At 63.0% G+C, this 18,971-nt stretch carries 33 protein-coding genes; 12 read left to right on the top strand and 21 right to left on the bottom strand.

The window, feature by feature from the left end:
* Nucleotides 1-121 precede the first annotated feature (121 nt).
* From J5J09_RS11625 to J5J09_RS11525, 21 genes are all read right to left on the bottom strand, one after another.
* A complete protein-coding gene (locus tag J5J09_RS11625; protein WP_208550687.1) occupies nucleotides 122-535 on the bottom strand; it encodes a hypothetical protein in 414 nt (137 codons plus the stop codon).
* The gene (locus J5J09_RS11620) at nucleotides 532-1,104 is read right to left on the bottom strand and encodes a DUF1643 domain-containing protein (RefSeq protein ID WP_208550684.1); all 573 of its coding nucleotides are present in this window, start codon (nucleotides 1,102-1,104) and stop codon (nucleotides 532-534) included. The genes J5J09_RS11625 and J5J09_RS11620 overlap by 4 nt, the downstream gene beginning before the upstream one ends.
* A complete protein-coding gene (locus J5J09_RS11615; protein WP_208550672.1) occupies nucleotides 1,097-1,438 on the bottom strand; it encodes a hypothetical protein in 342 nt (113 codons plus the stop codon). Before J5J09_RS11615 ends, J5J09_RS11620 begins: the two co-directional genes overlap by 8 nt.
* A complete protein-coding gene (locus J5J09_RS11610; protein WP_208550668.1) occupies nucleotides 1,435-1,755 on the bottom strand; it encodes a hypothetical protein in 321 nt (106 codons plus the stop codon). The genes J5J09_RS11615 and J5J09_RS11610 overlap by 4 nt, the downstream gene beginning before the upstream one ends.
* Entirely contained in the window at nucleotides 1,745-2,497 is a 753-nt protein-coding gene (locus J5J09_RS11605) for a DNA N-6-adenine-methyltransferase (protein ID WP_208550663.1), read from the bottom strand. The genes J5J09_RS11610 and J5J09_RS11605 overlap by 11 nt, the downstream gene beginning before the upstream one ends.
* A complete protein-coding gene (locus J5J09_RS11600; RefSeq protein WP_208550635.1) occupies nucleotides 2,494-2,946 on the bottom strand; it encodes a hypothetical protein in 453 nt (150 codons plus the stop codon). Before J5J09_RS11600 ends, J5J09_RS11605 begins: the two co-directional genes overlap by 4 nt.
* Nucleotides 2,943-3,845, bottom strand: a complete 903-nt coding sequence (locus J5J09_RS11595; RefSeq protein ID WP_208550632.1) for a DUF5131 family protein — start codon at nucleotides 3,843-3,845, stop codon at nucleotides 2,943-2,945. The genes J5J09_RS11600 and J5J09_RS11595 overlap by 4 nt, the downstream gene beginning before the upstream one ends.
* Nucleotides 3,838-4,023 carry a hypothetical protein gene (locus J5J09_RS11590; protein ID WP_208550628.1) on the bottom strand — a complete coding sequence of 62 codons (186 nt, stop codon included), beginning with the start codon at nucleotides 4,021-4,023 and terminating at the stop codon, nucleotides 3,838-3,840. The genes J5J09_RS11595 and J5J09_RS11590 overlap by 8 nt, the downstream gene beginning before the upstream one ends.
* Nucleotides 4,016-4,732, bottom strand: coding sequence for a hypothetical protein (locus J5J09_RS11585; protein ID WP_208550625.1), 717 nt, complete (start codon nucleotides 4,730-4,732; stop codon nucleotides 4,016-4,018). The genes J5J09_RS11590 and J5J09_RS11585 overlap by 8 nt, the downstream gene beginning before the upstream one ends.
* Entirely contained in the window at nucleotides 4,732-4,932 is a 201-nt protein-coding gene (locus J5J09_RS11580; RefSeq protein ID WP_208550622.1) for a hypothetical protein, read from the bottom strand. Before J5J09_RS11580 ends, J5J09_RS11585 begins: the two co-directional genes overlap by 1 nt.
* A complete protein-coding gene (locus tag J5J09_RS11575) occupies nucleotides 4,929-5,126 on the bottom strand; it encodes a hypothetical protein (protein WP_208550617.1) in 198 nt (65 codons plus the stop codon). Before J5J09_RS11575 ends, J5J09_RS11580 begins: the two co-directional genes overlap by 4 nt.
* A gap of 29 nt (nucleotides 5,127-5,155) precedes the next feature.
* Complete coding sequence (locus J5J09_RS11570) at nucleotides 5,156-5,746, bottom strand: J domain-containing protein (protein ID WP_208550613.1); 591 nt, start codon at nucleotides 5,744-5,746, stop codon at nucleotides 5,156-5,158.
* Nucleotides 5,743-6,129, bottom strand: coding sequence for a hypothetical protein (locus tag J5J09_RS11565; RefSeq protein ID WP_208550609.1), 387 nt, complete (start codon nucleotides 6,127-6,129; stop codon nucleotides 5,743-5,745). The genes J5J09_RS11570 and J5J09_RS11565 overlap by 4 nt, the downstream gene beginning before the upstream one ends.
* Nucleotides 6,126-6,632 carry a hypothetical protein gene (locus tag J5J09_RS11560; protein WP_208550606.1) on the bottom strand — a complete coding sequence of 169 codons (507 nt, stop codon included), beginning with the start codon at nucleotides 6,630-6,632 and terminating at the stop codon, nucleotides 6,126-6,128. The genes J5J09_RS11565 and J5J09_RS11560 overlap by 4 nt, the downstream gene beginning before the upstream one ends.
* A 64-nt stretch (nucleotides 6,633-6,696) precedes the next feature.
* Nucleotides 6,697-7,122, bottom strand: coding sequence for a helix-turn-helix transcriptional regulator (locus tag J5J09_RS11555; protein ID WP_208550600.1), 426 nt, complete (start codon nucleotides 7,120-7,122; stop codon nucleotides 6,697-6,699).
* A 46-nt stretch (nucleotides 7,123-7,168) separates the two neighbouring features.
* Nucleotides 7,169-7,498 (bottom strand): hypothetical protein, encoded by a 330-nt coding sequence (locus tag J5J09_RS11550; protein WP_208550597.1) that lies wholly within the window; start codon nucleotides 7,496-7,498, stop codon nucleotides 7,169-7,171.
* Nucleotides 7,499-7,516: 18 nt separating this feature from the next.
* Nucleotides 7,517-8,068, bottom strand: coding sequence for a hypothetical protein (locus tag J5J09_RS11545; RefSeq protein ID WP_208550595.1), 552 nt, complete (start codon nucleotides 8,066-8,068; stop codon nucleotides 7,517-7,519).
* Nucleotides 8,068-8,370: a hypothetical protein gene (locus J5J09_RS11540; protein WP_208550592.1), complete on the bottom strand. Its 303-nt coding sequence runs from the start codon at nucleotides 8,368-8,370 to the stop codon at nucleotides 8,068-8,070. Before J5J09_RS11540 ends, J5J09_RS11545 begins: the two co-directional genes overlap by 1 nt.
* The gene (locus tag J5J09_RS11535) at nucleotides 8,367-8,666 is read right to left on the bottom strand and encodes a hypothetical protein (RefSeq protein WP_208550587.1); all 300 of its coding nucleotides are present in this window, start codon (nucleotides 8,664-8,666) and stop codon (nucleotides 8,367-8,369) included. Before J5J09_RS11535 ends, J5J09_RS11540 begins: the two co-directional genes overlap by 4 nt.
* 238 nt (nucleotides 8,667-8,904) lie before the next feature.
* On the bottom strand, nucleotides 8,905-9,255 hold the full coding sequence (locus J5J09_RS11530) for a hypothetical protein (RefSeq protein ID WP_208550583.1): 351 nt from the start codon (nucleotides 9,253-9,255) through the stop codon (nucleotides 8,905-8,907).
* A gap of 183 nt (nucleotides 9,256-9,438) precedes the next feature.
* Complete coding sequence (locus tag J5J09_RS11525; RefSeq protein WP_208550579.1) at nucleotides 9,439-9,744, bottom strand: helix-turn-helix transcriptional regulator; 306 nt, start codon at nucleotides 9,742-9,744, stop codon at nucleotides 9,439-9,441.
* Nucleotides 9,745-9,833: 89 nt separating this feature from the next.
* On the opposite strand from J5J09_RS11525, the gene J5J09_RS11520 reads away from it, so the two are divergent.
* From J5J09_RS11520 to J5J09_RS11465, 12 genes are all read left to right on the top strand, one after another.
* Nucleotides 9,834-10,073: a hypothetical protein gene (locus tag J5J09_RS11520; RefSeq protein WP_208550576.1), complete on the top strand. Its 240-nt coding sequence runs from the start codon at nucleotides 9,834-9,836 to the stop codon at nucleotides 10,071-10,073.
* Complete coding sequence (locus J5J09_RS11515; protein ID WP_208550570.1) at nucleotides 10,070-10,708, top strand: hypothetical protein; 639 nt, start codon at nucleotides 10,070-10,072, stop codon at nucleotides 10,706-10,708. The genes J5J09_RS11520 and J5J09_RS11515 overlap by 4 nt, the downstream gene beginning before the upstream one ends.
* The gene (locus J5J09_RS11510; protein ID WP_208550564.1) at nucleotides 10,705-11,001 is read left to right on the top strand and encodes a hypothetical protein; all 297 of its coding nucleotides are present in this window, start codon (nucleotides 10,705-10,707) and stop codon (nucleotides 10,999-11,001) included. Before J5J09_RS11515 ends, J5J09_RS11510 begins: the two co-directional genes overlap by 4 nt.
* Nucleotides 10,985-11,431, top strand: coding sequence for a hypothetical protein (locus J5J09_RS11505; RefSeq protein WP_208550558.1), 447 nt, complete (start codon nucleotides 10,985-10,987; stop codon nucleotides 11,429-11,431). The genes J5J09_RS11510 and J5J09_RS11505 overlap by 17 nt, the downstream gene beginning before the upstream one ends.
* A 79-nt stretch (nucleotides 11,432-11,510) precedes the next feature.
* Nucleotides 11,511-11,828, top strand: a complete 318-nt coding sequence (locus tag J5J09_RS11500) for a DUF2312 domain-containing protein (protein ID WP_210388034.1) — start codon at nucleotides 11,511-11,513, stop codon at nucleotides 11,826-11,828.
* A gap of 2 nt (nucleotides 11,829-11,830) precedes the next feature.
* The gene (locus tag J5J09_RS11495; RefSeq protein WP_208550554.1) at nucleotides 11,831-13,648 is read left to right on the top strand and encodes a DNA cytosine methyltransferase; all 1,818 of its coding nucleotides are present in this window, start codon (nucleotides 11,831-11,833) and stop codon (nucleotides 13,646-13,648) included.
* Between the two features lie 3 nt (nucleotides 13,649-13,651).
* The gene (locus J5J09_RS11490) at nucleotides 13,652-14,380 is read left to right on the top strand and encodes a hypothetical protein (protein WP_208550550.1); all 729 of its coding nucleotides are present in this window, start codon (nucleotides 13,652-13,654) and stop codon (nucleotides 14,378-14,380) included.
* Entirely contained in the window at nucleotides 14,377-15,249 is an 873-nt protein-coding gene (locus J5J09_RS11485; RefSeq protein WP_208550545.1) for a DNA adenine methylase, read from the top strand. Before J5J09_RS11490 ends, J5J09_RS11485 begins: the two co-directional genes overlap by 4 nt.
* Nucleotides 15,246-15,935, top strand: a complete 690-nt coding sequence (locus J5J09_RS11480) for a YdaU family protein (RefSeq protein ID WP_208550542.1) — start codon at nucleotides 15,246-15,248, stop codon at nucleotides 15,933-15,935. Before J5J09_RS11485 ends, J5J09_RS11480 begins: the two co-directional genes overlap by 4 nt.
* A complete protein-coding gene (locus J5J09_RS11475) occupies nucleotides 15,935-16,978 on the top strand; it encodes a hypothetical protein (protein ID WP_208550538.1) in 1,044 nt (347 codons plus the stop codon). The genes J5J09_RS11480 and J5J09_RS11475 overlap by 1 nt, the downstream gene beginning before the upstream one ends.
* Entirely contained in the window at nucleotides 16,968-18,506 is a 1,539-nt protein-coding gene (locus J5J09_RS11470) for a hypothetical protein (protein WP_208550536.1), read from the top strand. Before J5J09_RS11475 ends, J5J09_RS11470 begins: the two co-directional genes overlap by 11 nt.
* Nucleotides 18,503-18,970: a hypothetical protein gene (locus J5J09_RS11465; RefSeq protein ID WP_208550533.1), complete on the top strand. Its 468-nt coding sequence runs from the start codon at nucleotides 18,503-18,505 to the stop codon at nucleotides 18,968-18,970. The genes J5J09_RS11470 and J5J09_RS11465 overlap by 4 nt, the downstream gene beginning before the upstream one ends.
* Nucleotide 18,971 lies beyond the last annotated feature (1 nt).

Below are 18,971 nucleotides of genomic sequence, written 5' to 3'. Positions count from 1 at the left end.
ACCGCTGCCGCAATTTCAGCGGGGCGGGGCGCGGCGGGTTTGGGCTCGCGACGCAGCTCGGGCCGTGCCAGGGCGGATTGGCGCCGAGCCTTGAGCGCGCGAAAATCGGTGCGGTTCTTGGTCAAGACGTCCGCCCTCTGCCGATCGAAAAAGGAAGGGGGGTGGCAAAGACCCACATGTGGTAGAGATCAGCACCGTCCACGAGTTCAGAGGTGGGTGGCATTACCTGCACCCCCGTAAGCTCTGATCCGCAGAGCTCGTTCTTGATCCGTTGAAGATCCCGCCACGGGGGCTCAAGGTTCGAGAAGGTACGGATCGAGAGGTGCGTCACGTTCGCGCCGTTGTCGTCGACGAATGGGCGAACCAGCACGACATAAAGGTCGTTGCGCCAAGCCTCAGTCACCTCCCGCGTCCAGCCATTCCCGCCAACCGCACCCGGCGGCACGTCGAAGCGCTGCCATGTGCCCCACTTGCCCGTCAGGCCTCGTCTTTCAAAGGCCAAGGCCATTCGTCGCTGCCGGCGCGTCTCCGTCATGCCTTCTGCCTCCATATTCTCGCCGGCTCGTCCGGCTTCATCCGATGCACGCCGCGCGCCATGGGATGCTTTGGCGCGCCGCTTGATGTGACGCCCCAGCACCACAGGTCGGGCCAGGGCTCTTCACCGGTCTGGATTTCCTCGACGACGCGGTCGATCCAGTCCTGGTCCCACGCGATGGCGCCCCAGCAGACGAACACCTGGTCAGCAGCCTTGGCTCGGGCCACGACGTGGGGCAGGTTGACGAAGTGGAGATCGTCGCGGACGTCCCACGCGCCGCCTTCGATCGACGAAACGATGCGACGGCACTCGGCCGGGCTGGAGGTACAGAACGGATAGAGGTTGACCGCCTCGTAGGAACCGAAGCCGTGCAGCGGGAACCAATGGTTCCACCAGCGCGACGTCCTGTCGTCGATCGACGCGTTGGCCTTCGAGGGGTTGCAGCCGATGACACAAGCGCGAGGACCAGAGCCGAACTCGCGGATCAGGCTCAGGCGGTTCTCGCCGTGAAACACGGCGCTGCGCCTCATGTCGTCGCCGAAAAGGTCGGGGGTCGGAAAATCAGACAATGCCGTTCTCCTTGAGAAAGTCCTCGATGCCGACAGGCGTTTCGGACTGGTTGAAATAGAGCTTGAGGGAGAGCCAGAACGCGGTCCACGCCCGGTCGTAACGGATCGAGATGCGCCACCACTGGCGGTTCCGTTCCGGCACGCGATACGCGCCCTTCTTGTGCAGCCGGTTGAGTTTCCTGTTTCGCCCGGTCAGGGTCTTCCACCGCTGCCGGAGCGCGGGCGGGAGCGACTTGTAGCAGCCGTTGCAGATGATCTCGTCCGAGCCGGGATACTTCTCGGCCGCTGCGGTGCGGCGGCAGCGCGGGTTGATGCAGGGGAGGCGGTTACTCATGTTCCGTTCTCCCCGACAAAGCGCAGCGGTGGATGCGGCACGCCGGCGCATTCGCTGCAAAGCAGGACGCGGTCGGCCGGCATTCGCTGCGCCACGACATTGCTTGGCGAGAACACGCGCGCCAGCGCGGTCGCGCCGCCCATCATCTGTTCCAGGCCATGCATGCGCTGGACGTTTTTGAGATCGACGACGCAGCTCGCGATGTTGAGTTCGTAGAACACCGGACTGCCGGTGTGCATCACGCCCTTGCCGCAGACCGCGCACGGGCGGAGCTCGTCAATATCCATCGGGTTGAGTTTCACTTGGTCAGTGCTCATCGGCATACTCCCAAAGGCCTCGATCGATGCGGCGGAACGGACCGCGCTGCAGCTCCTGCCGGATTTTGGCGTCATAGTTCGGATTGGTGCTCGCCTTCGGATGGTGGGCGAAGGCGCGGTAGAGCTCGTCGAGCCGGACAGGCCCGTCACAGTGTTTCAGGAATGAAACGATGGCATCGCGCCAGGTTCCCCGGGTCGCGCCGATGGACCAAAACCGGGGCAGCAAGAGCGGCACGAACTTGCCCGCGATGCCACTACCGCTCAGGATCTCGGCGTCGGTGTCACCATAGGCGATCAGGACGGTCGGGGCGCCGGCATTACCTTTAGCCTGCTTGCCCGAGGGGAGATGGAAGTTGATCCGACCCTCCATGAACAGCAGCGCGGTCGCCCTGTCCCAGACGTGGCGAAAGAACGCTTCCGTCTCGGTTCGGGCGAAGATGAGCGCGGTACCGGTGCCGTGCGCCGCCATGCGGCCCATGAACCGGCCGAGCAGCGAGGTCGAATACGGCGGATTGAGCCAGACGCGGCCGAACCACGGCAGGATCAGGCCGTTGTCGAACGCGGTGTAATGCCGGGTCGCCGTGGCCCAAGGCCGCTTGGCCGGGGCGCACGGGTCCAGGTCGAAAGATGCGGGGCCACCGAGCGCAGCGATGATGAATGGGGGGGTGAGCCATTCATCGGTCCGCGATCGGGCGCTCTGGTGGCCCCCTATGCCGGCGAAGAGGGGGGATTCGCCGGTCATTCGATTAGTCCCATTGCATCGGCACAGGCCCACCCGGCATCGAGAAGCCAGATGTAGCCGTTGCCGGCGACGTGGACGAAATGCAGCCCCTTGACGTAAAGGCCGGATTTCTCGTCCCATCGCTCATCAAAGAGACGCTTGTTTGCCGTTGCGGCGGCCCAGCCTTCGGATTTCCGGGCCCGCCAGGACACGAGTTTCGATTCCGGACTTCTGCTGGCGCCGGCCGACAGCAACTCAAGATGCTCGGCAGCGAGGCAGCGGATAAGCAGTTTTTCAGGTTCGGTGAGGCGAGCCTCGGCGATCAACTGCCACTTGTAGCCAAGGGCGAAGAGCCGGTTGGCGTCGTCGGTCGAGACGCCGAGCTCCAGCCCCAACTCTTTGCCGCGCAGGTGCTTGCGCTTAGCGATGCGATGTGCCTTCAAGGCCGTTTCGCGAGTGAACTTGGTCATGCGCAAAGCTCCTTCGGAAACTCGCGATGGTGGACGCCGTGGAGCAGTGCGCCGGAGCCGGTTTTGCCGGTCCGGAACATGGTCCTGGTGTCGAACCTCACCGGTACGAAGGGGTTCGGATCGGCGTGGAGCTCGATGCGTTTCACCTTGTTCGCCTTGAGCACGGCGAGCAGCTCCAACGTGCCCTCGCCATCGGGGAGCCACGTGCCCCACTGCTTGAAGAAGAACGCGGTACCGGCGCGGATGCATTCGGCTCTGACAGCCTGAACCCATCGAGGATGCAGGGGTCTTGCGTTCCGGCCGCTTTCACCGCCGACGATGATCCAGTCAACGCCTTCAATCTCGTCCCCGGTGCGAATCGGCTCCAGCATGGGTTCCATGCTCACCCCGATCCACGGTAGCCCGAGACGCTTCTTGAGCAGCTTGAGTTTGGGAACGTCGCGGTTCCACTCCTTCTGAGTGCAAACCGAAATCATCAGCCCGACATGGGACGGCCAGGCGCGGAGCCAGTGCTCCGGCACCATGCGCTCCACATTGCCGAGCCGCTTGGTCAGCATCTGCACCCGCTGGGTCGACAGCACCTCTATCCCGGCAAAGCCGGCGTTGTGCCAAGACGGATCGACTTCATTGTCGAACAGGTCCGACATGGACTGGAAGAAGATGCGGCGCGGCCTGCCGTGGAGCTCGTGGAACGCCGCTGCCGAGTTGTGCAGCTTGCGCATCAGGGCAACAGCGCCCTTGATTGGCCGGCGCGGCGCGCCTGGTCCCCACTGCCCGGTGCCGCGAAACGCGTTCAGCGTCTCGGCGTAGCAATTGTCGCAGCCCGGCGAGACCTTGGTGCAGCCCCACCACAGATTGACCGTGGCATCGGTCCATTCGATGTCGGAGGTTTCAGCCATCGGAGGGCTCCTTGGTCGCCGGCGGACCGGATACGAAAATGCGTTTGGTTTCGCCGCATTGGGAGCACGCGGCTCGTTCTGCCAGTGCGGCGGCTTGCGCCACCGGCATGGGGAGGCGGGCCACTAGGAAGACGTGTTCGCATGCGCCGCAGCGGGCGTAGAGACCGTTTTCAGGCATGGGACGCCTCCAGTACCACCTGCTCAATCGTGTCGATGTTCTGTTTGATGACGCGGAACGTGTAGACCTCGACCCACGGGTTGGCCTCCCATGATCCGGGGCGGTTGATCTCCGTCCAAAGGGACGCGTAGGAGGCGATCGGGTTGTCGACATAGCCAAGGCCGCTGCCGTCACGATAGCGCCGCCAATGGCGGCCGTAGGGCATGAAGTCGGTAAACGGCTCGATACCTTCCGCGATTGCATCCGTCTCGCTAATGCTCTGCACCTGCTCGACACGAACGTCGGTGACGATGATGGTTGTTCGGCTGGCCCAGCGAGGCATATGCATCGCCGGTCGCCACGGATATCCGCGCGCCGCTCCGTCCAAATCTGCGCAAGGATCTGTCGCGGCGTAGCGAAGCTCGCAGGGTTCGCGGTTTGTCGGGCGGAAATCACTAAAGGTGAGTCCCTGCCACGTCTCTTTCACCCACAGGCGGTCTCCTATGGCATAGCGGAGGTAGGGCAGCAGTTCCGCGTGCCGCAGGTCGTGCCACCGTCCGTCCTTGTCGCGGAAGTGCCAGTCGTATCCCGGCGTGTCGGAGCGGCCGAACTGGCGGATTTTTCCGAAGCGCCGAAGCCGGTTCATGGTCCGCCTGGTCTGCGTCTTGCGATCGTCGAGGCAGGAGCGGGACATGCTGGGCATGAAGGAGATAGGGAGGTCGCGGGCCATCAGTTCGCCCCCGCGCTGCGCCTGCGTTCGACCATCGCGACAACCTCGGTGAGGTCGTCGCTCGTCATGCAGAAATCGGCCTCGGGATTATCAGGGGTGCGCACCAGGACGGTGATTTTCGCGCCGGATTTGAAATAGGCTGCGATGTCGTCCATGTGATCGGCGACGACGCTCTGAACCCTGCGGAGCTGCTCGGTCATGGCTGCTCCTGTTCGCTGGGGCTGACAAACCCGGCGCGCAGCGTCGCTGGATCGACGCGGAGTTCGTTCACTAGCCACTGGAGCAGATCGGTCGAGTTGGAGAACGCGTATCGCTGCCCGAGCATATCGGGTTCATCCGGAAGGCTTCCCAGTATCCAGCCGCCGTTAGAGGTCGCCTCCAACGAAGTACGCACCAACAGTCCTTGCAGTCGCGATTCTGACGTCACAGTCCCACCTCCTTCAATGCTTCGTCACGGGCTTGGTTGATCTCGGCCATGGCGTCGGGATCGCCGCCACGGTCGGGATGGTTTGTCCTGGCGAGAGCGCGGTACCGCTCCTCGATATTGGCGATGGTGACGGATGGCGTCGGGGATCGCTCGACGCCGAGAACCTCGGTCCAGGGACGTTTCCCGGCCGGTGCCGGCAGCGCGAGGAAGCCTTGAAACGTCGCGCGGACCAGTGCCAGCGTGCCGTGGCGCAGTTCGACGCGTCTCGCCTCGAGCACGTGATGCAGGGCTTGCAGATTGGCGGCGACGCTGGCGTAGCGGTCGATCGGGATACAGCGCCACTCGCCGTCCCATATGAACCAGATCGCCACGCCGGGATCGTCGGGATTGGTGACCCCCAGCGTGACGTTGGACGAAATCACGATGTCCTCGATCGGCGACCCGCTGTCGCGACCGAAGGCACGGAGCGACGCCTTGACGTTCACGAGCGCGCCGTTCAGCGACGTCTTGAACAGGCCCTTTTCGCGTTTGCCGGCGAAACGTGGCATGGTCGGGGGCCACGAGAGGGGAAAGGCGGTGATGTTCATGCCGGCACCGCCTTGTCCCGGAGCACGACGCGGGTCGTTACATCAACGACGGCCACCGCCTTGATCTGCCACTGCCCGTCTTCCTCGACCGGCTCAAGCGTGACGGGTTCGTCGTCAGCTTCGTAGTGAAGGCCGACATAGATCGCGGCTACCAGGCGATCATCCGGTACGGTGTAGCCCCTGATCTTCCCGTCGATCGGCTCGGCGGTCGCGTTGTGATGGCGAACCAGTTCGGTCGCGGTCAGCATGTCTCTGAGCGAGACGCCGGTCAGATCAGGCAACACAGGCGAGTTCGTCAGGCCGTTGCTGAGAAAATAGCGTTGGCAGAGGGCCTTGTTGATGACGAGGGCGCGCTCCAGCGACATGGGAGTGGGGAACGTCATGCCGTCACCGCCTCGCCGATCGTGCCCTTGATCGGGACGCACTTTTCGAAGTCGATGTGGTATCCGCCGGTGCCGGCCAACCTGGTCTCGCCCTCAATCTCGGGCAAAACTGCGACCTGGGCGACTTCGAACAGGATGTCCGTGACGACGCCAGCCTTTATGGAAGCGGTCGCTACGCGGTCGCCGATATAGAACGGCACCTCGATTTCGTTTGCAGCGACCCAATCGCGCATTAGCTCGGAATGGGTGCGATCAAGACTGATCTTTGCGAGTATGGCGACGAGCTTCGTGTCTGGCTTCCAGCCGACACACTCCAGCTGCTTGCACAGATGGAATGCGTCTTCGTGGAAGCACTTCATCAGATCACCTTCGACCGCGTCACTCCAGCGGCCGGGCTGTTTGAGCCATTCCATGACATCGGAGAGGACGCGCTTTATCGCAAGCCGTTTGGTCTCAGTGTCGTCCCGTTGCGGACGCGGCGGTATGGCGGACAGATCGGTCATGACACCCTCCAAGGATCGTTTCGGGAAACCGGCCCGCGCGGGGCCGGAAACCGGAATCGATCGGTCAGGCCTCGGCCGGTGCCGGGTCTGCGAGATGCGCAACGGTGCGGATGAGGGCGAGCATCTGGGTCCGAAGCTTCGGATCCTTGATCGCGGCGAAGGTGCGTGCCAGGTCGAGCGCTTCCCGCGTGGTCAGGAAGGCGGAGATGTCGTCGGCCGGTGCCGGGGCGGTGCTGTCGGGCTCGCCGTTCTCCGTCTCGAAGAAATACGACACCGGAACGTTCAGGATCCGCGCGATGTCCTGTAGCCGGCTCGCGCCGACGCGGTTCACGCCCTTCTCGTATTTCTGGACCTGCTGGAACGTTATGCCGAGATGGCTCGCCAGCTTCTCCTGAGATACGCCGAGCACGGCGCGCCGGAGCCGTATGCGCTGGCCCACCAGAAAATCGGTGTGATGGGGTTTCTTTGCCTTGGCCGGTCTGTCGAGCATGATGCCCTCCTCTTGTTGCCGGGTTTGCGATGGTGCACCGGTGCGGCTATTCCGCAGCGGCCTGGATGTGATCCGTGACGGTGTGAGCCATGGCCGCGTTGAGCAACTCGGACCGTGCCTTTGCGATGTCGCGGCCGAGATCGTTGCGCAGCGTGACGAGGAAACGCTCGACCGGCAGACGGGACGCGATGCGTTCGACCCTGGCGCGGATGGCGGGATCGCGGTGCTCAATCGTGACAAAGACGCGGCTGCTGCCACCGTCGTCGATGAACGCCTCCAGCGCCTGCATGTCGTTCTCGGCCTGCTTGAGCTGGTCGAGCAGGCCCTGCATCTCTTCGCTCAGCGATACGGTCTGGGTTGCTTCACGCGTCGTCATGATCCTGTCCTCTCTTGGTCAGGCCGCTGCCGCGGGACGAGCCCGAGGCATTGGCGGCAGTTTTTCGCGGGGGTGGAATTTGATGTCGCCACGGTGGCGCGCGTCGAACCGGTACCAGGCGTAATTCACCTTGCCCTCGTGTTCGGTGTCGTCGAACCAGCGCACCCGACCGATGCTGACCACGTCGCTGCAAATCCGCATCAACTTGGCGCAGCGTTCGTTGTGCTTGAAATCCGCTTCGAGCAGCAGCCAGGTCGGCGCGATCTTGGAAAACCGCCAGATCATCGGCTCGAGCAGTTCCCAAGTGTAGGGCGGGTTGGTGATGATCGCGTCGACGACGAGCTGCTCAAGCACGGGGCAGGTCAGTGCGTCGGTCCCGGTCTGGATATCACCGGAATGGATGCAGAGCGGTCCGTAGCCCTCGATGTGGCGGATCAGCCTGCCATCACCGCAGCACGGTTCGGCAAACGTCCTGACATCGTCGAGGAAGCGCCAGAGCGGACGGACCGCTTTGGCCGGTGTTGGATACTCGTCGTGCTTCCGGCGCGGGAAATTCGAGTGCTTCCCCATCACAGTGCCCTCTCGCCGTACTGGTGCTCGACGAGGCAGCCGATGAGGTGATCGACCCGGGTGTCGTCCCACCAGTCCCGGGCCTTGGCCTGTTGCAGCCTGGTCGAGGCCTTTGCGGGATGGTCGAAACCGAGATGAAGAGCGATCCGGATCATCGGCATGCCGGGAAAGATGTTCGTCAGCACATCCAGTGCGACGAGCCGGGCGCGGTCGCGGTTAGGTTCAAGTGCTACGGCCTGATCGAACACCGACAGGCTGAACCGCATGTCCGGGTGCTGGGGCAGGGCGACGACGTTGGTCATGCCGCCTCCGCGCGATAGGTCTGTTCCAGATTGCGGCACACCAGCCCGGTAAACTCGCGGTCGAGCATTTCCTGCATCGACGAGGTGAGCGGGTGGCCGTCGTGCCATAGCGCGATGATCGCGGCGACGTCGCCGGAATGAGCCTCGCTCAGCACAGCCGCCACTCCGTCGTCGCGCTGGGGATAGGTCAAGCGGCCGTCTTGGGTCTCCATCGTGCCGCCACAGAAGGAGCAGAAGTCAGGGATGACGGTGAGGCGCTCCACCGCGCCACAGGAGGTGCAGGTCCAAAGCGTCACGGGCGCCTCCTAGCGATGGAGAGCGGCGTGGCACGTGTCGAACGTATGCCGTTCCTGACACGTGGCCATCCCGTCGGAGGACATGGCGAGACATGCGAGCGCGACAGCGCTCGCAAAAGCGAGGCAGAGTTTCATGGCAATCCCCAATGAAGCGGTCGCAAATCAACCGAACATGGGGAAGATGTTATCCGCTAAAGAGGATATGTCAAGTTGAGTGTTCGCTATCGCGGATACTTTTTCATCTAGCGGCACAACCTGTGCGTCCGTAGAGGTCGATTTCCGTCTCGCAGGGCGTGTCGGTGACCGCTATCGCACCGCCAACCAGGAGGGCGGCAACGATAGCCATGATCGCCAATCCGATGCCCGAGCGCATAACGTCTCGGAGCAGCCCCACAAGGAGGAAGAGCAACGTGCACCCAACGAGGGCGACCAGCGCAAGGGCAAAAGGCGAGGTGAGTGCGATCGCTGTGGCGGGGTGTGTCCCCGCTAATGTAGCGGCGGTGAAAACAATCGCCGGAGCAAGGGGCAGGAGCCCGCCAAGGAACCACCCGCTTGCCCACCACGGCGCCTTGTTGCCACTCTCATCCATGACGTGGATACCTCCGCTGGCGTCATGTTTACCACGCAACGTTGAGTTTCCGAATCACTCTTGCGTAGGTTCACCGTCTGTTCCAATATCGCCCGAAAAGGAGGGCGGAGATGCGCGTTTCTGAACTGATAAGCGTGCTCAGCGATATGACGGAGCAACAAAAAAAGGCCGCCCTCGATGCGGTCAAGTCCGCCGGGTATCCCGCAGGATCTTCAATATCCCGTCTCGGGCATCCGGCGAGCCCTCCAGCAGCGCAAGTATCTCCTCTGTCGCGGGAGATATCTCAAACCCGTAGATCAGCTCGGAAAGGCTGACATTCAGTTCCCGACACACCGCCAGCAGGTTCTCCAGCGTCGGGTCCTTGTCTTCTTTTAGCAGTGAATGGACATAGCCGGCGCCCTTGCCCGCCGCGAGGGAAACCTCGCGGGCCGAGCGTCCGCTACGGTCCAAGGCTTGTTGCAGGCGGCCCCGCCACGCATCGTTCTTCATCGGGGCAATATCTTCAAAAGCGGATATTTTTGCACGTCCTTCGTTGAGGATGGTTGACGTATCCTCTTTAGCGGATAAAATCCCGCACCATGACCGACGACATCACCGCCAGAGACGAAGACGTCATCCTCAAGCAGATCGAGGCCTTCCTGTCCAAGACAGGAATGGGCGCGAGTTATTTCGGCCGCGTCGCGGTCGGCAATACCGAGGTCGTCCAGAGGCTTCGCGACGGTCGCAGCATCACCATGGCGACGGCCCGGAAACTCCGGGAGTACATGGCCGCCAACAGCGGCGAGGCGGAGACCGAACCCCAGAAGGGGGCGGCATGACGTCGATCTCGCTTCACTCATCGTTTCCCTTTCTCTCCCGGTTCGCGCCACGGACCGGCGCAGCGTCCTTACCGCTGTCGCCGGCTCGTACCGAAACGTCCGGTCTTTGCCGGACGGGGCGCCAGGCCATGATCGTGTCGCCTGTCCGCATACAGCACCTGATTGCCCTGGTCGCCCGCGCCTCCTCCAGTCCGTTTCAGGACGTTCCGGCCGGTGCCGGTCTTTTCGAGGAGGGTTCCGTTGCGCCTCACCATGGCGCGACGGGCTGGCGCGGTTCTACCCGGACCGCTCCGCAACATTGCGGGAATCGGTCCGCAACCCTGTTCGACGTCGGGGGACTGATCGACTGGCTCCGCCAGCGGTACCCGCGATCGACCACGGTCAACGTCGAGGCCGAGACCGGTATTCCGGCGGCCTCCGTCGAAAACTGGCTCCACCGGCGGTCCCAGCCTTCGGTGGAGCACTTCATTCGCCTCGTTGCCGCGTTCGGTCCCGAAGTGCTGCAGGCCTGTCTCGTCGCAACGCCTGACTGGGTCGAGCAAGCCGCCGCGGCTGAGCAGGCCAAGGCGATCGACGAGGAGATCGCGCGGCTGACCCAGCGGCGCGCACAGATCGCCATCGGTGCCGTGCCATGAACCGGGCCTCATCCGTCGATGGGCTGGTCAAGGAAGCCGAAGATCGCAAGGTCCGGACCAGAGTTGCGGAAGCCCGAGCCGAAGTGCTGCCGCGTCACGAGCTGCTGGACGGGCTGCAAGTTCTTATCCGCGCCAAGGTCTGGTGGATCGAGAATTTTTCAGTCGGGACGAGGCGGCGTCCCGATCACGAGGTCTCGGCCCGGCGCCGTGAGCTCGCGGTCCTGGTGCAGGCCAGTGACTTGATCGCCGGCAGACCAGAAGGCGGGGGACAGGGAGATGCAGCCGGGCCGTGACCATCATCATCCAACAAAACCGCGCGTCACAGACCACGCCGTTACCCGCTTCGTCCAACGCATCCTCGATGTGACGCTGGCCGTCGAGTTCGACACCGAGCGCGAACGCGCCGAGGCCCATTGCCGGGCCGCCGGCGTGACGGCGGATGACGTCCGTTTCCGCATCTGGACACCCGGTATAGCCGCCGCGTCGCGGATGGGGGTGGAGCGTGTGTCGAACGGCGAGTTCACCGTGGCTTTCGCTCCGCAGACCGGTGCCGTGATGACCGTCATGCCGCCACGATTTGCGGTGGACGTGCCGCGCCGAATGAAGGTGCGGACCGACAAGGAAAATAGGCGCGAGAGCCAGAAGTGGCACCGCCGCGCAAAACGAAAACCAACAGCGGCCCATCTAGCCGCGACCAACCGCGAGGAACTTGACGATGCTTGATACTGGTCTCGGCCCAGGCCGACGCGAAGGGGTGATAGCGGCGGCGCGAACCGTCGGAGCGGAAGCGGCGGGCAAGCCACTGCCGGGCCGGCAATCGGGTCAGACAGAAGCATTCTCGGACCGCGAAACCGGTTCGGCCGATGCCCATGGCGTGGCACGGGACCAGCTGCGCGCCTTCGTCGAGCGGATCGAACGTCTGGAGGAAGAGCGGAAGAGCGTCGCCGACGATATCAAGGATGTCTACGGCGAGGCAAAAGCGATGGGCTTCGACACCAAGATCCTGAAAAAGGTGATCGCGCTGCGCAAGAAGGACGAGCAGGAGCGATTGGAGGAGGATCTCATCCTCGATACCTACCTGCATGCCCTCGGGATGATCGACAGCCCGCCGGAGGCATGACGATGGATGCCTCGTCGATGCTGACCACGGTGGAGTTCACCCACTGGCACCTGTTCTGCGGCCTCGGCGGCGGAGCGAAAGGCTTCAACAAGGGCACGGCGCGGGTCGGAAACCTGCGCGCCCGGTTCCGCTGCGTCGGCGGGGTCGATGTCGATCCGGCCGGCTTGCGCGATTTCGAGCGGCTGACCGGAGCGCCCGGTACCCTGCTCGACATGTTCGATCTGGAGCAGTACCGCGCGTTTCACGGTCTTGACCCGGCGCCGGGCTGGCGCGCCGCAGAGGCGGAAGACATTCGCCGCTCGGCCGGGGGGGAGTTTCCCGACATCGTCTTCCTCTCCGCGCCGTGCAAGGGCTTCTCGGGGCTGCTGCCGGAACAGTCGAGCCTCACCGCGAAATACCAGGCGTTGAACCGGCTCACGCTGCGCGGCATCTGGTTGATGCTGGAGGCGTTCAAGGAGAAGCCGCCCAAGCTCATCATTTTCGAGAACGTGCCGCGCATCATGACGCGGGGCAGGAAGCTGCTCGACCAGATCGTCGCCCTGCTGCGCTCCTACGGCTATGCCGTGGCCGAGACCAAGCACGACTGCGGCGAGCTTGGCGGGCTGGGGCAGAGCCGCAAGCGATTTCTGCTGGTGGCTCGTCACGAGGAGCAGGTTCCGCCGTTCTTGTACGAGCCCGACAAGCGCCGTCTGCTCGGCGTGGGCGAAGTCCTCGAAAAGCTGCCGCTGCCGGGTGACCCGCGCGGCGGGCCGATGCATCGCGTGCCCTCGCTGCAATGGAAGACGTGGGTCAGGCTCGCCTTCGTCGAGGCAGGGTCAGACTGGCGTTCGCTTAACAAACTGGCGGTGGAAGACGGTTACCTGCGTGACTATGCCATAGAGCCGCTGTGCAATTGGCAGCCCGGTGTCTTGGGCGTCAGAGGCTGGGGCGAGAGTTGCGGGGTTGTAGCGGGGCGCTCGTCGCCGACAAATGGGGCTTTCAGCGTCGCGGACCCGCGTCCTCCGATCGGTAGCCCGGAATATCAGCAGTACGGCGTGCGTCGGTGGGGAGAACCTAGCGGTGCGGTCATCAACGTCAAGTCGCCAGGCCAAGGAACCTTCGCTGTAGCCGATCCTCGTCCGACCGAGCGGGATGATTATAAGCAAACGAAATACCGCGTAACGAAGTACGGCGAGGCCGCTGGCACTGTCATAGCGGCGTCGACAACAGGGAATGGCGCCTTCGCTGTCGCTGACCCACGCCCGGTGGGCCTCAACGCCAACCGCGAGCACTACAAGACCGGAGGTCACTACGGTGTCGTACCTTGGGACGATACCACGGGTGCGGTGCCGGCTTATGGGAAATACGACCGAGGACCATGGTCAGTTGCTGACCCGCGCAATCAGCCAACCTGCGCAGAAATGCAAACTGAACAAAATGCTTGCTTGCCTAAGCCGACTGACCGGCTCGTTGCTGTGATCCGCGCGCTAGACGGAACCTGTCACAGGCCGTTCACCACGTTGGAACTTGCTGCGCTGCAGTCACTGTTTGACCCAGAGGAAATGTTTCCTCGGTTGAAGGCAGATGGGGAGCATAGTCCTCGCCATTGGGAAAGCTTCACTCTCGACGGCCAATCGGAGTCGGCGTGGCGGGAGCGGATCGGCAACGCAGTGCCGCCAGACGCCGCCGAGGCGATCGCCAACGTCATGGGCACCACGCTGCTCCTCGCCATGACGGGCCAGACCTTCATGCTGTCCAATCAACCGATATGGGTGCAGCCGATCGCGCTCGCGCTCGCCGTCGATCAGCGCGGGAACGTGCCGGTGGAGGCGGTTGCCTGAACCATGACCAGATCATCCGACGAGCGCGAAATCCGGGACTATGTCGTCGATCGGCTGAGGCGGATCATGCCGAATGCCAGGATCGTGCACGAGCTCAACGTGGCGGGGCAGGGGACGAACCGCATCGACGTCGCGGCTATCACTCCGACAGCGATCGTCGGCGTCGAGATCAAGTCGAAGAAGGACACGTTGAAGCGGCTTGAGGAGCAGTGGGCCGCGTTCAGCAAATGCTGCCACTTCGTCATCGTCGCGGCTCACGAGAAGCATTTCAAGCCCTATAGCGACCGCTGGTACGGGACCCACGAACCGCCGCTGAGCCTGCTGGACCATCCGCTGTTCTTCGGTGCATCGGGGAAGGTGAAGCAGAGGCATATCTGGCCCTATCCGGAGCCGGAGCCTACGGGACGGCTCCGACCGTGGAACGTGTTTGATCCGCTTCAAAACACTCTGCTGCAGCCGAGAGCCTACAACATGCTCGACATGCTGTGGGCCGACGAGTTGCGCCGGGAATGCGAGCGTCACCGTATCGATGCGCGGCAGCGCAGACCCAGGCACGACATGATCCAGGACATGGTGTGGCTCATGACGGGCAAGGAGATCGCGCACGCGGTCTGCCGGCAGCTTAGGGCGCGACGCTTCGCCGAGGCTGATCCGCCGGTGCTGGAGATGGCGGACGCCGTGTCTGTGGCGCCGAGCGGGCAGATGGAGATGTGTATGGGGGTGGCGGGATGAACGATACGCCCACCAGGCCCGCGCTACGCTGGCACGGAGGCAAATGGAAGCTGGCGCCCTGGATCATCGCTCATCTGCCCCCGCATAGGGTCTATGTGGAGCCCTATGGCGGCGCGGCCAGTGTCCTGATCCGCAAGCCGCGCGCCTATGCCGAGGTCTACAACGATCTGGACGATGAGGTCGTGGCGCTGTTTCGCGTGCTGCGTGACCCGGAGCAGGCTGCACTGTTGCGCGAGCTGCTGCGACTGACGCCGTTTGCGCGCACAGAGTTCAAGGCGGCATACGAGGCAACGGACGATCCGATCGAGCGATCGAGGCGTCTGATCATCCGTTCGTTCATGGGCTTTGGCAGCAATGCTCATTCATCGGCGGACAGAGGCCACAGATCCACGGGGTTCAGAGCGACATCCAACAGAAGCGGTACGACACCGGCGATCGACTGGGCAAATTATCCAGCAGCGCTCACGGCGCTGGTTGACCGGTTGCAAGGCGTGGTGGTTGAGAACAGGCCCGCGCTTGCTGTGATGGCGCAGCACGACCGCCCCGGCACGCTCCACTATGTCGATCCACCATACATGCACCAGACCAGATCAGACCCGGATAAGCACGCCTATCGCCACGAGCTCTCCGATGCAGATCACGCCGAGCTGCTTAGGTTTCTCTCTAGCCTAACCGGCATGGTTGTTCTGAGCGGCTATGAGGCTCCGCTCTACGGCGATCATCTGATCGACTGGCACAGGCTTGAGAAAGCAACGCATGCCGATGGCGCTCGCGAGCGCACCGAGATCCTTTGGCTAAACCCTGCCGCCAGCGAAGCGCTCAGGCACTCGCGAGAGATGCCGTTGTTCTCAAAGGAGATGGCACGATGAGCCGCCGCACCATGCCGTATCACCGCCGGTACCACGGCGACGCGCTGCAGGGCTATCGCAAACTCACCCTGGAGGAACGCGGCGCCTATACCACGATCCTCGACCTGATCTACGACGAGGGCGGGCCGATCGACGACAACCGGCGGTGGCTCGCCGGGGAACTGAACTGCTCGCTCCGGAAGGTCGACGCGCTTCTGTCCGCGCTGCTCACGGCCCGGAAAATCTACATCACGCCGGCCGGAAAAATCAGCAATCACCGTTGCGAAACCGAGTTGGAAAATGCGCTGAAAATCTCGCGAAAACGGGCTGAAAGCGCATCGAAACCGAGAGGAAAAACCGGCGAGAACGCCAAAACATCTAACAAAGTCAACGGCAGACGCGAGCAAATGCAAAGCATTAGTGCTGTAATACCAGAGCCAGAGCCAATATATAATAATCTAGTTACGGTGGATGAGGATACGGAGCCGGGAGAAGCGGCCTATGCGATCGACGAACCCGAACCACTGGAACGCGACGACGCAGACGTTGCGACGAAGCAGCGCGAGAACCGCGTCACGCGTGTCCCGCCCATCCCGCCTGACAAGCTGACCGGGAATGTTCGGCTCATCGACGCGCTGAACGGGCGCGGCTCGGGCAAGGGCGCGCTGCAGGACATGCTGCAGGCCCAGCGACGGAGGCGTAGCTGATGGCGAGGACACCGAAGAGCACGACCAGCAAGGGCAAGCGGGTTTTGTCACCCCTAAAGGGCGGTGGCGCTGTGGCGGGGAAGGACACGGCAGAGGCTAAGCAGTTGAAGCGGAAGGGGAAAGCGGGGAACAAACCGGGGAATCCGGTTAATTCGACGACGACGGGAGAAACCGCCCCGAAAGTGGACACGAAAGCGGACGCCACGAAGGGCGCAAAGGGGGCTAAAACCGCGACGGCAAAGGGAAAATCGCAGACATCGGCCAGGACAAAAGCCGGGACGCGGAAGCCAGCGGGAAAAGCGCGAAAGGCAGCGATCGACCAACCCGGAATCGAGCGGCCCAAGCCGGTCAAATACGACAAGAAGTTCATCGGGATAGCCCGGCGGATGTTTCTCGCCAAGATCACGGACGAGGACATCGCTGACGTCATCGGCATCGACGTAGAGGAACTGGAATGGTGGAAGGAAGAACACCCGGAATTTGGCGCTGCGTTCCGGCCTGATCCAAAGGATTATGGTGGACGGCCAACGCTTTATGAGGAAAAGTTCGCAGATCAGGCGAAGATGCTGGCGACACTCGGGGCGACCGATCTGGAAATCAGCCAGTTTTTCAACGTCTCGCTGCGGACAATCCATCGCTGGAAGATCGAGCACGAGGAGTTTCGCGAGGCGCTGGAGATCGGCAAGGACGAGGCCGATGCCAAAGTCGAGGAATCGCTTTACCGCCGCGCTGTTGGTTACACGTTCGACAGCGAGAAGATCCTTGTCGTCGAGGGCGAGGTGCAGCGCGTCGAGACGATGGAGCATGTCCCGCCCGACGTGAAGGCGGCCACGTTCTGGCTCCAGAACCGTCGTCCAGGCATCTGGCGGGATACAAAACATTTGAAGCATGGTGTACAGGAAGACAACCCGCTCGCCGACTTCCTCAAGGAGATAAGCGGGCAGGCGATAGCACCCAAGGACCATCACGGTCCTGCATCCACGGAACCGCGGGCATTCGGCCCAAGGGACGATGGTGAGCAGGATCCAGAGGATGGCGTATGAACACCTAGCCGGTCTGACGGAGGCCGAGCTTCGAGAGAAGCTCAAGGACCCGAACTGGCGCATCCGGAACCTGTACTACATCCTCGACAAGGACGGGAACACCGTCCTGTTCGTGCCTAACGAGGTGCAGGAAAAGTTCCTGCAGGACATGTGGTACCGCAACATCGTGCCGAAGGCGCGCCAGCGCGGGTTCTCCACCCTCATCCAGCTTCTCATCCTCGACGCATGCCTGTTCGTGCCGAACCAAGCCGGCGCGATCATCGCCCAGGACTCGTCCACCGCTGAAAAGATCATGCGGAACAAGATCGAGTTCGCCTATGACCGGCTGCCGAGTTTCATCCGCGACGGCAACCCCATGACGCGGGACAACGTCGAGCTCAAGATCTTCGCCAACGGCTCATCGGTGCAGGTCTCGGTCTCAGCACGCGGCGATACGCTCAACTGGCTCCACATCTCCGAGTTCGGCGTGATCTGCTACGCCAATCCGAAGAAGGCAGAGGAGATCGTGACCGGCTCGCTGCCGGCGGCAAAGGCCGGGATCACGTTCATCGAATCCACCGCGAAAGGTCGAGACGGCGCGTACTACAAGATGGTGCAGGAGGCGAAGGCCAATGCCGACGCCGGCAAAAAACTGTCCAAGCTCGAATATCGGCTGCACTTCGCCTCATGGTGGGACGCGGAGGAATACGAGGTCGATCCGGAAGGCATCGTCATCACGGCCAGGGAGCACGACTATTTCGACCGCAAGGAGCGGGAGATCGGCCGGCCCATCTCGCTGAGAAAGCGTGCCTGGTACATCGCGACGCGGCGCAACGACTTCGCCGACGACGATCAGAAGATGTGGCAGGAGTATCCCACGACGCTGGAGGAAGCGTTTCAGGTCTCCACCGAAGGCGTCTACCTCGCAAAGCAGATGGAGCGCGCCCGGCTCGACGGCAGGATCTGCAGGGTGCCGTATGTCAGCGGCATCCCCGTCAACACGTTCTGGGACTTGGGACAGGTCGCGATCTGGTTTCACCAAGCCGTCGGAGGGGCGGATCACTGGATCAACTATTTCGAATGCGCCAACGAGCCCTACAGCTACATCGTCCGCGAGATGGACAAGATGGGCTACGTCTGGGGCCACCACTTCCTGCCCCACGACGGCGACACACGCCGGCAGGGCGCACACATGATCCAGACCGCGAAGGACATGCTGGAGGAGCTCGGTCTCCGCAACATTGAGATCGTCGAGCGAACCCCCGACCTCGTCAAATACGGCATCCCGGCGCTGCAAGAGGATTTCTCGACCTACTACTTCGACGAGGTCAATTGCGCGCCCGGCATCATCCATCTGGATAACTATCGCAAGGCCTGGAACGAGAAGATGGGCCTTTGGTCCGACTTCCCGGCCAAGAACGGGCACGACCACGCCGCCGACGCGCTGCGTCAGAAGGCCCAAGCGAGAGACCTGGTGCGGCGCCTCACGGTCAGTCAGGGCCGCACGACAATTCCCAACCGCAGAAACAGATCAGGAGCGGCAGTATGACAACGATCGCTTATCGCGATGGCGTGATGGCGTCCGACACGGGCGTGTGGATATCCGGTGCGGCGATGCCGTGGGCCGAGAAGCTGATCAGGGGCGGCAGCGGCACGCTTTACGGCTGCGCCGGGAATGGGGCCCATGTGGCAGCGGTGTTGCAGTGGGTGAGGGAAAGCGACGGCTTTGGTCTCTCGTCCCTGCCACGCGGCACGCCCACTGGCAACGACGGTGAGAGCTCGTCGGTTGTGATCCTCATCGTGCCACCAGACGGCCCGCTCAGGCTGGCCACGGCGTATGGCGACGAGATTTACCCAGACGTTCCGTATTTCGCGATCGGCGCCGGCGCTGCAACGGCGCTCGGCGCGCTTCATGCCGGCGCTACGGCCCGCGGCGCGATCGAGGCAGCGCTGATGCACTCCGACGGCACGCACGGCGAGGTTCGCAGCATCTCTCACACGGAAGGACAATGAC

It is taken from the genome of Ciceribacter sp. L1K22, assembly GCF_017599385.1.
In the GTDB taxonomy this organism is placed as follows: domain Bacteria; phylum Pseudomonadota; class Alphaproteobacteria; order Rhizobiales; family Rhizobiaceae; genus Allorhizobium.
Note: the sequence above shows the minus strand (reverse complement) of the source record. Positions and strands in the feature narration are given on the sequence as shown.

Coding starts and splice junctions, on each gene's coding strand:
- J5J09_RS11625 (WP_208550687.1), bottom strand. CDS start 535: ATGACGGAGACGCGCCGGCAGCGACGAATGGCCTTGGCCTTTGAAAGA.
- J5J09_RS11615 (WP_208550672.1), bottom strand. CDS start 1,438: ATGAGTAACCGCCTCCCCTGCATCAACCCGCGCTGCCGCCGCACCGCA.
- J5J09_RS11610 (WP_208550668.1), bottom strand. CDS start 1,755: ATGAGCACTGACCAAGTGAAACTCAACCCGATGGATATTGACGAGCTC.
- J5J09_RS11605 (WP_208550663.1), bottom strand. CDS start 2,497: ATGACCGGCGAATCCCCCCTCTTCGCCGGCATAGGGGGCCACCAGAGC.
- J5J09_RS11600 (WP_208550635.1), bottom strand. CDS start 2,946: ATGACCAAGTTCACTCGCGAAACGGCCTTGAAGGCACATCGCATCGCT.
- J5J09_RS11595 (WP_208550632.1), bottom strand. CDS start 3,845: ATGGCTGAAACCTCCGACATCGAATGGACCGATGCCACGGTCAATCTG.
- J5J09_RS11590 (WP_208550628.1), bottom strand. CDS start 4,023: ATGCCTGAAAACGGTCTCTACGCCCGCTGCGGCGCATGCGAACACGTC.
- J5J09_RS11585 (WP_208550625.1), bottom strand. CDS start 4,732: ATGGCCCGCGACCTCCCTATCTCCTTCATGCCCAGCATGTCCCGCTCC.
- J5J09_RS11580 (WP_208550622.1), bottom strand. CDS start 4,932: ATGACCGAGCAGCTCCGCAGGGTTCAGAGCGTCGTCGCCGATCACATG.
- J5J09_RS11570 (WP_208550613.1), bottom strand. CDS start 5,746: ATGAACATCACCGCCTTTCCCCTCTCGTGGCCCCCGACCATGCCACGT.
- J5J09_RS11565 (WP_208550609.1), bottom strand. CDS start 6,129: ATGACGTTCCCCACTCCCATGTCGCTGGAGCGCGCCCTCGTCATCAAC.
- J5J09_RS11560 (WP_208550606.1), bottom strand. CDS start 6,632: ATGACCGATCTGTCCGCCATACCGCCGCGTCCGCAACGGGACGACACT.
- J5J09_RS11555 (WP_208550600.1), bottom strand. CDS start 7,122: ATGCTCGACAGACCGGCCAAGGCAAAGAAACCCCATCACACCGATTTT.
- J5J09_RS11550 (WP_208550597.1), bottom strand. CDS start 7,498: ATGACGACGCGTGAAGCAACCCAGACCGTATCGCTGAGCGAAGAGATG.
- J5J09_RS11545 (WP_208550595.1), bottom strand. CDS start 8,068: ATGGGGAAGCACTCGAATTTCCCGCGCCGGAAGCACGACGAGTATCCA.
- J5J09_RS11540 (WP_208550592.1), bottom strand. CDS start 8,370: ATGACCAACGTCGTCGCCCTGCCCCAGCACCCGGACATGCGGTTCAGC.
- J5J09_RS11530 (WP_208550583.1), bottom strand. CDS start 9,255: ATGGATGAGAGTGGCAACAAGGCGCCGTGGTGGGCAAGCGGGTGGTTC.
- J5J09_RS11525 (WP_208550579.1), bottom strand. CDS start 9,744: ATGAAGAACGATGCGTGGCGGGGCCGCCTGCAACAAGCCTTGGACCGT.
- J5J09_RS11520 (WP_208550576.1), top strand. CDS start 9,834: ATGACCGACGACATCACCGCCAGAGACGAAGACGTCATCCTCAAGCAG.
- J5J09_RS11515 (WP_208550570.1), top strand. CDS start 10,070: ATGACGTCGATCTCGCTTCACTCATCGTTTCCCTTTCTCTCCCGGTTC.
- J5J09_RS11510 (WP_208550564.1), top strand. CDS start 10,705: ATGAACCGGGCCTCATCCGTCGATGGGCTGGTCAAGGAAGCCGAAGAT.
- J5J09_RS11505 (WP_208550558.1), top strand. CDS start 10,985: ATGCAGCCGGGCCGTGACCATCATCATCCAACAAAACCGCGCGTCACA.
- J5J09_RS11495 (WP_208550554.1), top strand. CDS start 11,831: ATGGATGCCTCGTCGATGCTGACCACGGTGGAGTTCACCCACTGGCAC.
- J5J09_RS11490 (WP_208550550.1), top strand. CDS start 13,652: ATGACCAGATCATCCGACGAGCGCGAAATCCGGGACTATGTCGTCGAT.
- J5J09_RS11485 (WP_208550545.1), top strand. CDS start 14,377: ATGAACGATACGCCCACCAGGCCCGCGCTACGCTGGCACGGAGGCAAA.
- J5J09_RS11480 (WP_208550542.1), top strand. CDS start 15,246: ATGAGCCGCCGCACCATGCCGTATCACCGCCGGTACCACGGCGACGCG.
- J5J09_RS11475 (WP_208550538.1), top strand. CDS start 15,935: ATGGCGAGGACACCGAAGAGCACGACCAGCAAGGGCAAGCGGGTTTTG.
- J5J09_RS11470 (WP_208550536.1), top strand. CDS start 16,968: ATGGCGTATGAACACCTAGCCGGTCTGACGGAGGCCGAGCTTCGAGAG.
- J5J09_RS11465 (WP_208550533.1), top strand. CDS start 18,503: ATGACAACGATCGCTTATCGCGATGGCGTGATGGCGTCCGACACGGGC.